Annotated in this window: 9 protein-coding genes; 6 read left to right on the top strand and 3 right to left on the bottom strand. The window is 66.8% G+C overall.

Annotated elements, in window-relative coordinates:
* Positions 1-143: 143 nt before the first annotated feature.
* On the bottom strand, positions 144-1604 hold the full coding sequence (locus GFY24_RS16245) for an aldehyde dehydrogenase family protein (RefSeq protein WP_153805911.1): 1461 nt from the start codon (positions 1602-1604) through the stop codon (positions 144-146).
* 186 nt (positions 1605-1790) lie between these two features.
* Between GFY24_RS16245 and GFY24_RS16250 the strand changes: the two genes are divergently transcribed.
* The 6 genes from GFY24_RS16250 to GFY24_RS16275 all read left to right on the top strand — a co-directional run bounded on the left by GFY24_RS16250 (position 1791) and on the right by GFY24_RS16275 (position 8356).
* A complete protein-coding gene (locus tag GFY24_RS16250; RefSeq protein WP_309230924.1) occupies positions 1791-2276 on the top strand; it encodes a MarR family transcriptional regulator in 486 nt (161 codons plus the stop codon).
* A 103-nt stretch (positions 2277-2379) separates the two neighbouring features.
* A complete protein-coding gene (locus GFY24_RS16255; protein ID WP_153805913.1) occupies positions 2380-3219 on the top strand; it encodes a p-hydroxycinnamoyl CoA hydratase/lyase in 840 nt (279 codons plus the stop codon).
* A 14-nt stretch (positions 3220-3233) separates the two neighbouring features.
* Entirely contained in the window at positions 3234-4745 is a 1512-nt protein-coding gene (locus GFY24_RS16260; protein WP_153805914.1) for a long-chain fatty acid--CoA ligase, read from the top strand.
* A gap of 370 nt (positions 4746-5115) precedes the next feature.
* Complete coding sequence (locus tag GFY24_RS16265) at positions 5116-5886, top strand: IclR family transcriptional regulator (RefSeq protein WP_153806193.1); 771 nt, start codon at positions 5116-5118, stop codon at positions 5884-5886.
* Positions 5887-6236: 350 nt separating this feature from the next.
* The gene (locus tag GFY24_RS41115) at positions 6237-7961 is read left to right on the top strand and encodes a hypothetical protein (RefSeq protein WP_194852896.1); all 1725 of its coding nucleotides are present in this window, start codon (positions 6237-6239) and stop codon (positions 7959-7961) included.
* On the top strand, positions 7958-8356 hold the full coding sequence (locus GFY24_RS16275; protein WP_153805915.1) for a hypothetical protein: 399 nt from the start codon (positions 7958-7960) through the stop codon (positions 8354-8356). The genes GFY24_RS41115 and GFY24_RS16275 overlap by 4 nt, the downstream gene beginning before the upstream one ends.
* Before the next feature lie 5 nt (positions 8357-8361).
* Here GFY24_RS16275 and GFY24_RS16280 read toward each other — a convergent pair whose 3' ends face one another.
* On the bottom strand, positions 8362-8709 hold the full coding sequence (locus GFY24_RS16280) for a hypothetical protein (protein WP_153805916.1): 348 nt from the start codon (positions 8707-8709) through the stop codon (positions 8362-8364).
* Entirely contained in the window at positions 8709-14177 is a 5469-nt protein-coding gene (locus GFY24_RS16285) for a carboxyl transferase domain-containing protein (RefSeq protein WP_153805917.1), read from the bottom strand. Before GFY24_RS16285 ends, GFY24_RS16280 begins: the two co-directional genes overlap by 1 nt.
* Between the last annotated feature and the right edge of the window lie 117 nt (positions 14178-14294).

Here is a 14294-nt window from a genome sequence, read left to right on the forward strand (position 1 = left end):
GATGACGGCACCCAATGGGGGAGCTAAAGCCGGGTACGGCACCCAGGGTTCCCACACCTCTTCTTTGTCGCATGCACGCCACAACCGAACACCACCAAGATCGCACCACGCCATTGGTTCGGCCACCTCAGGCAAATGCCCAACTAGCCAGGGAAGGGCATCTGTTCGGTAGCCACGGTCACCCAGCGAGTATTGGAGAAGGCTTCGACACCCCAGCGCCCTCCGAACCGCCCGTAGCCGGAGCTTTGAACGCCACCGAAAGGCGCTTGAGGTTCATCGCCAACAGACTGATCGTTGATATGCACAATGCCGGTATTCAGGGCAGCGGCCACACGCAGTCCGTGGGTGGCGTTCTCGGTGATAATGCCCGCGGAGAGACCATGTTCGGTGTCATTGGCCTGGGCGATAGCTTCGGCGTCGGTGGCGAAAGTGCCTATTACACAGGCAGGGCCGAAGATTTCGGTGTGGTGGATATCGGCGTCGGTCGGCACACCGGTGAGAACAGTTGCGCGATGGAGTGCCGCCGAGGGCTCGCCGCCGCCCACGCGTACGGTCGCACCCTTGGCGACGGCATCGGCGATCAACTGCGAGACACGTTGGGCGGCAGCCGGGTTCACCATTGGCCCGATGACCGTGTGGGGGTCGCCCGGATCGCCGGTGGGTAGCGAATCGACCGCCGCGCAGAACTTGGTCAGGAATTCCTCGGCGATATCCTCGTGCACCAGGATGCGGTCGGCGGACATGCAGATCTGGCCGGAGTTGGCGAAAGCGCCGAAAACTGTTGCGCGGACGGCATAGTCGATGTCCGCGTCCGCGAGCACGATTACCGAGTTCTTGCCGCCCAGTTCCAGTACGGCGGGTTTGAGGTGTTCCGCGGCGAGCATGCCGATGATCCGGCCGACCCCGGTGGATCCGGTGAAGTTGACCGCCCGCACCCGCGCGTCGGCGATCAGCACCCGGGCGATCTCGGCCGCGTCGGCGGGGTCGTTGGTGATCACATTCAGCGCCCCGGCAGGCAGCCCGGCCTCGTGCAGCACATCGGCGATGAGCAGACCCGCCGAGAGCGGCGCGGCCTCGCTTGCCTTGAGCACCACGGTATTTCCCGCCGCCAGCGGTGCGGCCACCGCCCGCGTCGACAGGATGATCGGCGCGTTCCAGGGCGCGAACGCGGCCACCACACCGAGTGGGCGGCGCACCGCGAGCCCGAGTACACCGGGGTGCGCGGCGCTGAGCACCTCCCCCGCAGGCGCGGTGACCGCCGCCGCGGCCTCCCGCAGAATCCCGGCGGCGAGCATCACATTGAACTCCGCCCACGGGCGCGCGCCACCCACCTCACCCGCCATATACGTGACGGCCTGCTCGGCGCGAGACTCCAAAAGGTCTGCGGCACGCAGAAATACTGCCCGCCGCACGGAAGGGGCGAGCCCCGACCAACCCTCGAAGGCCGCGTGCGCGGCATCGACCGCAGCAGTCACATCCTCGGGCGTGGCGGCGGCGACCGTCGCGTACACCTCCCCGGTATAGGGATTGACCACATCGGTGGTCAACGCGGTCCGGGCGGGGGTTTCGGCACCGGCGATCAGCAGGGTGCGAGCGATAGACATGGGTTCCTCTTATCGATGCTCCGGTCGGCCCGCGAAGCACCGGGCCGAGGCGTTTCGTCCGAGCATCCGATGGCGGCCGACCACATCTCCATGGCACTTTCATTGAATGGAATCCCACCGGGAATCGGGCTCGCGCCGCACCGGTCGGTGCCGGGTGCCATCGCGGTGCGATGCGAAGATGACCGAGTGACCGGCTATTTCGACGATCGTGCCGAGGCCCCGCCCTCCACCCTCTACCTGATCAAGCAGCTGGAGCTGGCGGTGCGGGCGCTGATGGACGATGCGCTGCGCCCACTGGGCCTGACCACACTGCAGTACACCGCGCTCACCGTGCTGGAGCGCCGCAGTGGGCTGTCCTCGGCACAGCTCGCGCGCCGTTCGTTCCTGCGCCCGCAGACCATGAATGTCATGGTGCAGACATTGGAGGAGCGCGGGCTGATCAGCCGCAAACGCGATCCCGCCAATCGCCGGGTGCTGGTCGCGACCCTGACCGAGCAGGGCCGGAATGTCTTGCGCGAGGCCGCACCCCGGGTCGGTGAGATCGAGGCGCGCCTGCTGGGAGGTATGAGTGCCCGGCGCGGCGAGGAATTCCGCAGCACGCTGGGCCACGGGGTGAGTGTGCTGGCGCAGGAGGCCGCGCGCCGGCAGATTCCCGAATCACCCGGGGAGTAGACGGGTTCGGTGTTTCCACCGAGCGAAAAGGACTCTTGACGCGCCATCGATCGAGCGGTAGAACGTCTCCTGAATCATCAGCAATACTGATAAAGGAGTCGAGATGAGCACCACCGAACCCTGGGGCAACACCGTCACGGTGGAGTTCGACGAGGGCATCGCCTGGGTCAGCCTGAACCGCCCGGAGAAGCGCAATGCGATGAACCCCACCATGAACGACGAAATGGTGGCGACCCTCGATCACCTCGAGTACGACGACCGCTGCCGCGCGCTCGTCCTCACCGGCGCGGGCGAATCCTTCTCCGCCGGAATGGATCTCAAGGAATACTTCCGCGCCGTCGAGGCCGCGGGCACCATTGCCGCCCAGCAGCGGGCCCGCCGCGCCAGCACCGAATGGCAGTGGCGTCGACTCTCCTACTTCGCCAAGCCGACCATCGCCATGGTCAACGGCTGGTGCTTCGGCGGCGCCTTCACCCCGCTGGTCGCCTGCGATCTGGCCATCGCCGATGAGGAAGCGCAGTTCGGGCTGTCCGAGGTGAACTGGGGCATCCCGCCGGGCAGCGTGGTCACCAAGGCCATGGCCGCCACCGTCAGTCAGCGCGACGCGCTGTACTACATCATGACCGGCGAACCCTTCGACGGCCGCCGCGCCGCCGAGATGCGCCTGGTCAACGAGGCCGTCCCCGCCGATCGACTGCGCGCCCGCACCCGCGAGCTGGCACTCAAGCTGGCCGGTTTGAACCAGGTGGTGCTGCATACCGCCAAGGTCGGCTACAAGTTCGCCGCCGAGATGACCTGGTCGCAGTCCGAGGATTACCTGTACGCCAAACTGGACCAGTCGCGGACGCTCGATCAGGACCACGGCCGGGAGAAGGGACTCAGCCAGTTCCTCGACGACAAGAGCTACCGGCCGGGCCTCGGCGCGTTCGACGCCTCCAAATAGATCCGAGGACTGGGATGAACGTGCGCAATCGGGGACTGGGTTCGTGGCCCGCGCGCCGCGCCCGGATGACTCCGGCGGCGGTCGCCATCACCTACGGCGACCAGTCCATCACCTACGCGGATCTGCACGAGCGCTCGACCCGCACGGCCCGGGCCCTGCGCGATCTGGGTGTGAACGCCGGCGATCGAGTCGCCTACCTGGGACCGAATCATCCCGTCTACCTGGAGGTGCTCTTCGCCGCCGGACTGCTGGGCGCGGTCTTCGTACCGCTCAATGCCCGGTCCGCGGCGGCGGAGATCGAGTACGTGCTCGCCGATGCGGGCGTGTCCGTACTCGTGCATACCGCCGAGCACAATGCCCAGGTGGCAGCCCTGCCCGAGGCCGTCCGCCCGGGCATCGTGCGGGTCGGCGGTCCGGGCGGATACGACGAATCGCCGGCCGCGGCCCCGGCCGTGCCCATCGATGAACCGGTCACCCTCGACGACGACTGCCTGATCATGTACACCTCCGGCAGCACCGGACGGCCGAAGGGCGCGGTGCTCACCCACGGCAATCTCACCTGGAACTGCCTCAATGTGCTGGTCGAATCCGATGTGGCCGGGGACGAGGTGGCGCTGGTGGCCGCGCCACTGTTCCACGCGGCGGCGCTGGGCATGATCTGCCTGCCGACGCTGCTCAAGGGCGGCCGGGTGGTGCTGCTGAGCAAATTCGATCCGGCGACCGTACTCGACCTCATCGAGCGGGAGCGCGTCACCTGGATTTTCGGTGTTCCCACCATGTTCGACGCCCTGGCCGCGCATTCGCGCTGGGCCGGAACCGACCTGTCCAGCCTGCGCATTCTGCTGTGCGGCGGAGCGCCGGTGCCGCACAGCACGATTCGGCGCTACCTGGATCGCGGACTCGGCTTCGTCCAGGGCTACGGCATGACCGAGGCCGCACCCGGAGTCCTTGTGCTGGACCGCGCGAACGCCGAATCGAAACTCGGATCGGCCGGTGTGCCTTCGTTTTTCACCGATATCCGAGTGGTGGACGGCGAGGGCGAGGATGCCGGTACGGGCGTGCGCGGCGAGGTATTGGTCAGCGGCCCGAATGTGATGCGCGAGTACTGGGGTCGACCCGATTCGACCTCGGATGTACTGCGCGACGGCTGGTTTCACACCGGCGATGTCGCCACCGTCGACGCCGACGGCTATGTGTTCATCGTGGACCGGATCAAGGATGTGATTATCTCCGGCGGCGAGAACATCTATCCCGCCGAGGTCGAGAACGAACTGTGCAGGCACCCCGAAGTCGCCATGTGCGCGGTCATCGGGGTGCCCGACGAGCTCTGGGGCGAGGTCGGTAAAGCCGTAGTGGTGCTGGTCGACGGCGCGCACGCCACCGCCGACGACCTGCTGGCCTTCCTGCGGGAGCGCCTGGCGGGCTTCAAGGTACCCAAGTATGTCGAGTTCACCGCGGACCTGCCCATCACCGGCTCGGGCAAGATCCGTAAGACCGACGTCAGGCAGCTGTACGGCCGATCCTGAAGCGGCACAAGCTCTTCGAGCCCGAATAACGAGCCCCCGATCCGCGGATCGGGGGCTCGTTCGATCGGCGACAGTGAACCGCCGAGAATCGCACCGAACTGGTATCCGATCGAGGATGGTGCCGTAGGACAGAATGTAGGTCGGTACGATATAGCCGAAGGCCGGACTGGCCGCCGCCGCGTACACCGACACGAGCACCCCGGCCGCCGTGCTCGTCGGCGTGAATGTGGGTGTGAACGTCGATGGCGACGAGCCGGTCGAGATCGAGCCGGGCCTCGGGGTTCGCCGGGACGTTGACCGTGGTTGTCTCGGAGTGGTACACATCTCACATATATCAGTAAAGCTGATGATCAGAACGGGAGACGACGATATGGCCAGGTCGACCAGCGGCGAATCACTACTGTCCCGCGTGGTGCGGATCTACGAGGCATTCGGCCCCGACCACCGCGCGGTCACCCTCTCGGAACTGGCCCTGCGCAGCGATCTCCCGCTCGCGACGGCCTCGCGACTGGTCAATGAACTGATCGAACACGGCTGGCTGCGCCGCGACGCGCAACGCCGCATCTGCGTGGGAGTTCGCATGTGGGAGTTGGCCTCCCGCGCCGCACCCACCCTCGGCCTGCAGGAGGCCGCCATCCCCTTCATGTCCGATCTGCATGCGGCAGTGGGCAACCACGTCCAGCTCGGCGTCCTGCAGGAACGCGATGTCCTCTATATCGAGCGACTCTCCGCACCCCGCGCGATTCGCAATCGAGTACGCGTCGCGGGCCGCCTGCCGCTGCACGCCACCTCCAGCGGACTGGTGCTACTCGCACACGCTCCGGCCGAGATGCAGGAGGCGGAGCTGTCCCGCCCACTGACCGCACTCACCCGCCACACCATCACCGATCCCGCGATACTGCGTTCCACGCTGAGCGAAATCCGGCACACCGGCGTGGCCTACTGCCCCGGCTTCGTCGACGAGGACGCCACCGGAATCGCGGTCCCCATCCGCACCACCGGCGGTCGAGTGGTCGCCGCCCTCTCGGTGCTGGTCCCCAATGAAATGACCGCCCGCACCGCGATCCCCGCCCTGCGCGCCGCCGGCCGCGGCATCTCCCGCCTCCTCGGCGACACCACGGAAGTCCGCAATATCGCCTGACCGAACCCGGATCACCCCGCGCCAACTCTGACAGATCAGCTGCCCGACCATAGGATCGCCTCAGATACAGCGGGATTTCGGGATCGGACGGTAATAGGGGGCCGGTCCCGCAAGGAGGGGATATGCCGGGTTCCGACGACCGGGAAAATGCCGGGGCACAGCCGTATCCGCAGCATCCGGAACCACCGGCGCAGGGTTGGCAGAGCGCGCCACCGCCGAATTACCAAGCACCACCACCGGGTTACAGCGCCGTGCCACCGGGCTACGCTCCCCCACCACCGGGATATGGTGCCCCGCCGCCGAATTACTATGGGCAGCAGCCGAATCCCGGAGGTTGTGGCGGGCCACCGATGCCGCCATACGGATACAGCCCGTCGCCATATCCCGTAGCGCCGCCTCGACGCAATGGCAAGAAGCCGATAATCCTTGCGGCACTGGCCGTTCTGCTGATCGTCGCGGTCGGCATCACCGCGATTGTCGTGCAGCGCTTGACGAATGACAGCGGCTCCACGCCGGAGCAGCGCGGACGGTCCGCGCTGGCGACCGCGCAGGTGCGGATGTTGCACACCGCCGCGGTGCATTACACCGGCACACTCACCAAGACCCCGCTGGCCATATCGGGTGGCGTGCACTTGGACCTGACCGTCACCAATGTGGGCGACGCCTACGGCACGGTCAAGGTGAGCGACACCGCCTGGCTGGACTATCTCGGTGTCGGCGGCAAATCCTTCCTGAAGGGTGACAAGAGCGCCTGGATGGTGCTCGGTGTGCTGGGCGATACCGCCGGCGACTACGCGGATCATCCGGTGCAGATCGGGCCCGACCTGCTCGGCATCGATCTGGCCACCACCTTCGCACCCGCCCGGCTGGCACTGGCCCTGGATCCGGATGCCGCGCGGGACAAGCCGGTCCGGGTCGGCGCACCGGTAACCATCGGCGACCATGAATCGACACCGGTCAGCAGCGGTGGCGTCACCACCTATATCCGCGGGTTGCGCGAACAGCACAGTTCGCCGGGCAATGACGATGATCAGTCGATCGAGCCGTCCATCGACCGGGTGGTCAGCGACGATGATCCCGACTATTCGGGAGCCGGGAACGCGGACCTGCCGCAGTTCAGCCTCGATACCGAGCCACTGCAATCCGATGACGCCGGAGACATCTACGCCCAGCTGCCCGGCCGCATCGACGCCCTGGACAAGGCCGTCGATTCACGGGTCAGCCTGGACGGCACGCTCAACGGCCGCTTCCTGCAGAACCCGTGCCTGGGCACCTGCACCGTCGAATTCACGATTACCAATCGCGTCGAGACCTCACCCGATATCCAAATCAAGACAATCGCTTTCGAGTACACGGTCAGCGTCACGGCCTCCATCGCCATTGCCACCGGACCGGACTGTTCCGGATCCGGGACCATGGCCCCCAATGGTTCGGCGACCATCCGCTGTACCGCCACCTACGACGCCTACAAGATCCGTGCGGGCACGACCTTCCCGATTACCGCGAATGCCCAGGTGATCGTTCGGGCGTTGGATCCCGAGCAGATCAAATCGCTGAAGGATCAGGTCCAGGGGCACGGGACGAGCTCGGGCGGGCTGTCGCCGGAGGTTCCGGTGAGCCTCGCCGACGACTGGAACGACTATGTCGCCGCGGGTGGCAAACTCTCCAAGGACGATTGGACGGCGGCCCGCACGGCGCTGGGAAACCGCGCGAATGCGGCGACCACCGCACCGGCTCCGGCGACCGACTGGCTCGCACCGGGCGCGGTCGCGAAGGTGCCCGCCGGCTGGGGCAGTCCTTCCGCGAACAGCAAGACCGGCCGGGCGGGCAGGGACGAGAAGCTCGGGGTGCGCTGGTCCGACCCGAACAACAAGGGCAATTCGATTCGAATCGACAAGGGCGATCCCACGAATGGACTCGCCTCGCAGCAGGTCGACCACGTGGTGATCAATGTGAATGGCCGCATTATCGACAAGAATGGCAATCCGATCGACGCGCCGAAGCCGTCCAAGACCGCGGAGGCGCATATCCCATTGTCGGAGTGGCTTACCTGGAAGGCCTGGGATCATCCGTGAGCAAGGTCCGATTTCCCTATATGCGCAGTGCGGTGATCGATGCCGTTGCGACACTGGCGGATCCGCAGTATCAGCAGCGAGTCTGGATCGACAATGTCTCGCCGGATCCGGCCTTCTTCGATGATCTGGACGCCAATATCCATGTGCTGTACGACGATTGCCGGGTGCTGCCGAATCCGCAGGACATGGTCGGCGAGGTATTGATCGCCGGTGACGAGGTCACTCGGCTGCGGGCGCTGGGCGCGGTGCTCGACCGGCTCATCGACCGGCTCGGCAATGCCGAGGATCGGGAGTACCTCGCCGATCCGGAGTGGCCGGCCGCCGTCCAGGCCGCACGCGAGACGCTACCCGCGTTGATTCTCGGCGGCGGCTGGATGGCGGAGCAGGACGACTGATCGGCTCAAAGGTCTTGCACCGGAACGGATCCGCACCAGATGCGGATCCGGTCCACCGGCATATCGTCCGCTAGTTCGCAGTCGCGGGCGAACTCGCGGCGGCCCGCTACGGCGGGCCGTTCGGCGAGGCCGAGGGCGTCGGCCCAGTCGAGGGTGAGGAGTTCGGCGGTGAGGGGGTCGTGGTCGGCGGGAGCGGTGCCGACCACCTCGGTGAGGATGCCGATGCCGAATTCATCGGCCGGTTCCTCACCGAGGCTCCACTCCAATGGTGGAAGATTCCGCCAGTCGCCCAGGTAGGCGATTCTGGCGGAGACCCGCTCGATCCGGGTTTGGTCGCGCGGGTCGGCTTCCATCAGCCCAGACGCGACTCGATGGCCTCGATGATGCGCGGGCGGAGTTCGGCGGCACGAATGATGGCGTCCACCGAACCGACCTCGACAGCGCGCTGAATATTGTGCACGCGATCGAATTCCGCCGCGACCTCACCGAGCTTCTCCGCGCGGACCGACGAGCGGATCTCGTCGACCTCGGCGGTGAGCGCGGCGCGGTCGGCACCGGGGGCATTGGCCGCGCGCTCCTGGAGCTCACGGACTCGCGGATCGGCGGCCGTGCGGGTGTTCACCTCACCGGCGAACACGACCGCGGCGGCCGGAGCGCCACCGAGCACCGAGGCGACCGAGCCCTCCAGGGCGAGCACGGTCATATTCGGATTCAGCGCCTTCGAGAACACCACGAACGCGCCACCGTGATACCGCGAGATCACGCAGAACACAATGGGCCCTTGGAAATTCACGATGGCACGGCCGATTTCGGCGCCGTACTCGAGCTGCACCTTGCGCATCGACTCCGGGGAACCGTCGAAGCCCGACAGGTTCGCCAGCACCACCAGCGGACGATTTCCGCTGGCCGCGTTGATCGCCCGCGCGGCCTTCTTCGACGACTGCGGGAAAAGCGTTCCCGCGGTGTAGGTGTCGGGTCCATCGGTGGCCGGGAAGCCACGACGCGGCACACTCTGGGATTCGATACCCAACAGGCACACCGGGATTCCGCCCAAGTGCGCGTCATGCACCACCGCGGTCTCGGCATCGGCCATACCCGCCCAGCGCTCCAGCACCGGATGGTCCTGATCCGAGAGCGCCCGCATGACGGACCGAATATCGAAGGGCTTCTTGCGATCCGGATTCGCGGCCGCGGAGAAGATCTCACCGACGGTCTTGAAATCGCTGTCGACTGCGGCGTGCGGGAAGTCCGAGACATCGCGATCGATGGGATCGCTGGTCTGCGAACGACGCGGGGACTGCTCACCGGGCGCGATGTAGGTGTGGTCGTAGTGCGCCATCAGCACACCGCGCGCGGCGGTCAGGTTCGGCGCCCAGTACTGCGCCTGGCCGTTGGGGCCCATGACGCGGTCGTAGCCGCCGATACCGAAATTGTCCTCGGCGGACACACCACCGGAGAAGTCCAGGGCCTGCTTACCGGTGAGCACCATGGCCGAATCCGGGGTCATGACCAGAATGCCCTTGGTGTGCATGAGCATGGTCGCCTCGGCGTTCCAATACGGCTGCGCGCCGACATTGATGCCCGCGACGACGATATTGATCTCGCCACCGTCCTGGGTGAATTCGACGATCCGCTTGAGCGCGGCCGCCACCCAGTCCATATTCTCGGTGCCCGACTCCATCGAGATACGCGCACCGGAGGAGAGCGCGTACCACTCCAGCGGCACCCGCATCTGCTCGGCCAGATCCAGTGCCGCGATCACCCGGCGGCACTCCGGTTCCGACAGTGCGCCAAGGGATTTCGTCGGATCGCCGAGCAGCACCACGCGCTTGACGCCCTCGGGGTACTGCGTGGTCGGCGTGCTCACCACACCGGCGACAATGGCCGCGCTATTGCGACCCTTGGGCCGCTCGACCGGCACCAGCGCATGCTCGGCATTCAAATCGTATTCGGCGAAATCACCGAGCTGATCGGTCAATTCGTACGGGTAGACGGTATTGCGGCTGGTCGCGCGCAGCACCTTCTGCCGGTATGCGTCCAGCGGCTCGACCGGCTCATCGGAGCGCTCGACAAAGCTGACCTCGGTACCGCCCGCGGGATCGAACGCGATCCGCACCGCGATCTTGACCAGTTCGCCGGTGGCGGCATCACGCTGACGCGCGATGAGCAGGATCTCCTCCAAACCCGCACCGGCGGTTGCCGGTTGCACCCGCGCCGCGATGATGGTCTCCAGCTCGGCACGGTTCAGGTCGACCGGCGGCCAGATGTACATGACGATCCGGTTGGTGTGCAGGCGCTTGGCCGAGGGCCGCTGCGACTGGGCCCGGCGAATCGAGTCCAGGCAGGTGGCGATGGTGATCTCGGCGGTCGGCAGCGAGAGCAGACGACCATCGTGGTCACGCAGTGCCGCGAGGTCCCGGACCTGGGCGAACGCGACGAGCCGCTCGTCCGAGGGGTTGTCCTTGGCCACACACCGGAACAGGTACACCTCTTCGTCATCCGAGGAGGGCAGTCGGGTGAGGTCGAACTTGCGCAGGCGCTTCATCTGCATGCGCTGCGCGATGTACGGGTGCAGGCCGCGGATCAGTCGCTCCTCGACCATGCCGGTCGCCGAGGGACGGAAGGTGAAGTGGTGGTGCATGACCGCGCCACCACTACCGGCTACGGTGCAGGTGATGCGATGCACCTGGTTCGGCAGCGGTTGCGCGTTCAGCACTTCCTGCAATGCCACGGCCATGGCGTCGAAGTCCTCGGGCTGCTGCTCCCAGCCGAGGTAGATATCGACCTCGAGCGAGGCCGCGCCACTGGCGACCGCGGTGAGACCGCGCAGCACGGTGCCCAGCGCATCGAAGCTGACCGCGGCCGAAACCAGGGTCAGGCCACGGCGTTCGGCGACGACGAAGGCGCAGCCGTCGGCCTCGTGGGTACGGACGCCGTCCAGACCCTTGTTGCCGTAGTAACGACGGGTCAGCACCTCCAAAACCGCTGTGTTGTAGGCACTTCCGCGTACCAGGCGCTGACCGAGCAGACGCACCAGCGGTTCGGTGCTGCGCACCATATCGGAGATGCGCTCGGCGCGATCAGCCGAATCCGGCTGAAGATCCAAGTGCCGCAGGTTCTTTCGCACATTGGTGTAGACCCGGGCGCGATTGCGGCGCAGCAGCGGCAGGGCGTACCAGGCGTAAACCACACCGCGAGCCAGGTCCGCGATCACCGGGAAGCGCACCTGCGTGGCGGCCACCAGGCGCTCCAGCGCCAGGCCGACCGGTTCCCGCAATGCCCTGTCCGGCACGGCTTCCCGCAGCCATTCGCGCAAGAGCGTCGTAATAATGGTGACCGTGTCCGCCGGCCGCTGCTGCGCCAGGAAGATGCGGAACACCGCGGCTTCCAGGTCGGGCGTGCGGTCCAATTCGGTAACACCGTAGTGCCCGAGCGCCTTACCGAGCTTGGCCTGATAGGTCTCCGGCAGGCCGGCCCGCTCCACATCGAAGCTCTGCAGATAGGTGTGGAAATACTCGCGGGCGCTGTGGACATGGCTCTGATCGCCGTCCTCGTCCCACGACCGGTTATGGCTCAGCTCGGCGAGATCGGCGAAGACCTCCACCAGCGCGAGCTCTTCGGCAAGCGGACGACGGTAATCGGCGACGGCGGCCCGGCGCAGCACCAGATAGTCGTCCACCACCCGCTTCTCATCGAGCGGGTCGACGTCGAAGCCGAGCAGCAGACCGCGCAGATCCTGCAGGCGGCGGGTAATGCGCTCGTCCGGGCGCACCGGCGCGGTCTCCACCGGCAGGTCCATGACCGCCGCGGCGACCGCCGAATTATCTTCGGCCTCATCGTCATCGGAGGCGAGGGGCTCCAGGCGCAGCAGCGGCGCACCGGTCTCGACCTGGGTGCCGACCGAGACCGCACACTCCTTGAGGCGAGCCCGGAACGGTGCGCGCAGCACCGTCTCCATCTTCATGGACTCGAGCACGAGCACGGGCGCGCCCGCCTCGACCTCATCGCCGACCTGCAGCGGAGTGGCGACAACCAGCGCGGGCGCGGGTGAGCGCACCACGCCGCCCTCGTCCCGGCTGATCCGGTGGGTGACACCGTTGACATCGACCAGGTGGATCGGGCCGTGCGTGCCGGTGGTCAGGCGATACCGGGTGTCATTGACGACAATCTGCCCGGTGTGCTGATCGAAACGCTCCAAATCCACATCAGCGGTACGGGTTTCGCCGCCCGCCTCGATGCCGACCCGGAAACGATGCGCACCGATACGGGCCACGCGCACGCGGTAGCCGACACCGCGCAGTTTGAGATCGCGCGGGCGTCCGCTCTCGTGCTGGACCTGCGGACGACCACCCGAGGCGGTGGAGATCAGCCGGTGCCGCTCGACCCGCTCCTCCTCCTCGTAGGCGTCGATGGCCGCGGCGGCCAGGGCAATGCTGGAGTGCGCGTGCGAAATCAGACGGCCTTCGCCGCGGACGCGGTCGATCCAGCCGGTGTCCGCGCTGGCATCGATGACCTCGGGCTGGATCAGCAGATCCAGGACGAAGCTCTTGTTGGTCGCACCGCCCTCGATGACCACGCGGGTCTGTGCCACCGCGCGGCGCAGTCGGGCCAGGGCCTCATTGCGGTCGCGGCCGTAGGCGATGATCTTGGCGATCATGGAGTCGAAGTCGGCGGGGATGGTATCGCCCTCGCTGACGCCGGTATCGACGCGAATACCCGGTCCGGCCGGAAGATCCAGGCGCGCAATGCGACCCGGGGCGGGCGCGAAGTCACGGTCCGGATCCTCGGCATTGAGGCGCGCCTCGATGGCGTGCCCGCGCTCGGCGGGCGGTTCACCCTCGAGCCGTCCGCCGGAGGCCACATGCAGCTGTGCGCGCACCAGATCGAATCCGGTGGTGGATTCGGTGATCGGATGCTCCACCTGCAGGCGGGTATTCACCTCGAGGAACGCGAAAAGCTGATCACCCGGGTGGTACAGGAATTCGACGGTCGCCGCACCGCAGTAGTCGACCGCGATGGCGAGGCGCTCGGCCGAGGCCTTGAGTTCGGCGGTCTGCTCGGCGCTCAGCACCGGTGACGCCGACTCCTCGATGACCTTCTGATTGCGGCGCTGCACCGAGCAGTCACGCACGCCCAGCGCCCACGCGGTCCCTTGACCGTCCGCGATCACCTGAACTTCGACGTGCCGGGCACCGGTGACCAGACGCTCCAGGAACACCACGCCACTGCCGAAGGCACGCGCGGCCTCCTGGCTGGTGCGTTCATAGGCATCGACAAGTTCGGCCTCATTGGTGACGACGCGAATACCGCGCCCACCACCACCGGCGGTGGCCTTGAGCATGAGCGGGTAGCCGATTTCGGCGGCGGCCTCGGTGGCCGCCTCCAGGGTTTCGACCGCGCCGCGGCTCCACGGCGCGACCGGCACGCCGACCTCCTCGGCGATCAGCTTCGCGCCGATCTTGTCGCCGAGTTTGCGCATGGCGTCCGGGCTGGGCCCGATGAAGGTGACACCGATCTGCTCACACAGTTCGGCGAAGGCCGGATCCTCGGCGACGAAACCCCAGCCGACCCAAGCCGCGTCGGCCTTGGTCTCGACCAGCGCCTTCTCGAGCAGCTTCAGATCCAGGTAGGGACGTGCGGAGGCGGGGCCGAGGTCATAGGTGACATCGGCCTCGCGCACGAATGTCGAATTGCGGTCGACATCGGTGTGCAGGGCGATGGTTTCGATCGGCAGCGCGGTCTCCGCGGCCAGGTCTCGTACGGCATGGATGAGGCGCATGGCGGCCTCTCCGCGGTTCACGATGGCGATGCGGCTGAACAACTCGCCGACTCCTTTCCAAGGCATTGGCCCGGTCGGGCGAGGGAATGGACTCCCGGTTTTTGCCCAGTGTGCTCCCTCCCACCACATGGAGCCACAGCGTGTGGGTGTTACCGGTCC

Source organism: Nocardia sp. SYP-A9097, from assembly GCF_009649815.1.
Lineage (GTDB): Bacteria > Actinomycetota > Actinomycetes > Mycobacteriales > Mycobacteriaceae > Nocardia.

What these genes read in the sequence shown, in the direction of transcription:
- GFY24_RS16245 (WP_153805911.1), bottom strand. Translation starts at nt 1,604, where the DNA reads ATGTCTATCGCTCGCACCCTGCTGATCGCCGGTGCCGAAACCCCCGCC.
- GFY24_RS16255 (WP_153805913.1), top strand. Translation starts at nt 2,380, where the DNA reads ATGAGCACCACCGAACCCTGGGGCAACACCGTCACGGTGGAGTTCGAC.
- GFY24_RS16260 (WP_153805914.1), top strand. Translation starts at nt 3,234, where the DNA reads ATGAACGTGCGCAATCGGGGACTGGGTTCGTGGCCCGCGCGCCGCGCC.
- GFY24_RS16265 (WP_153806193.1), top strand. Translation starts at nt 5,116, where the DNA reads ATGGCCAGGTCGACCAGCGGCGAATCACTACTGTCCCGCGTGGTGCGG.
- GFY24_RS41115 (WP_194852896.1), top strand. Translation starts at nt 6,237, where the DNA reads ATGCCGCCATACGGATACAGCCCGTCGCCATATCCCGTAGCGCCGCCT.
- GFY24_RS16280 (WP_153805916.1), bottom strand. Translation starts at nt 8,709, where the DNA reads ATGGAAGCCGACCCGCGCGACCAAACCCGGATCGAGCGGGTCTCCGCC.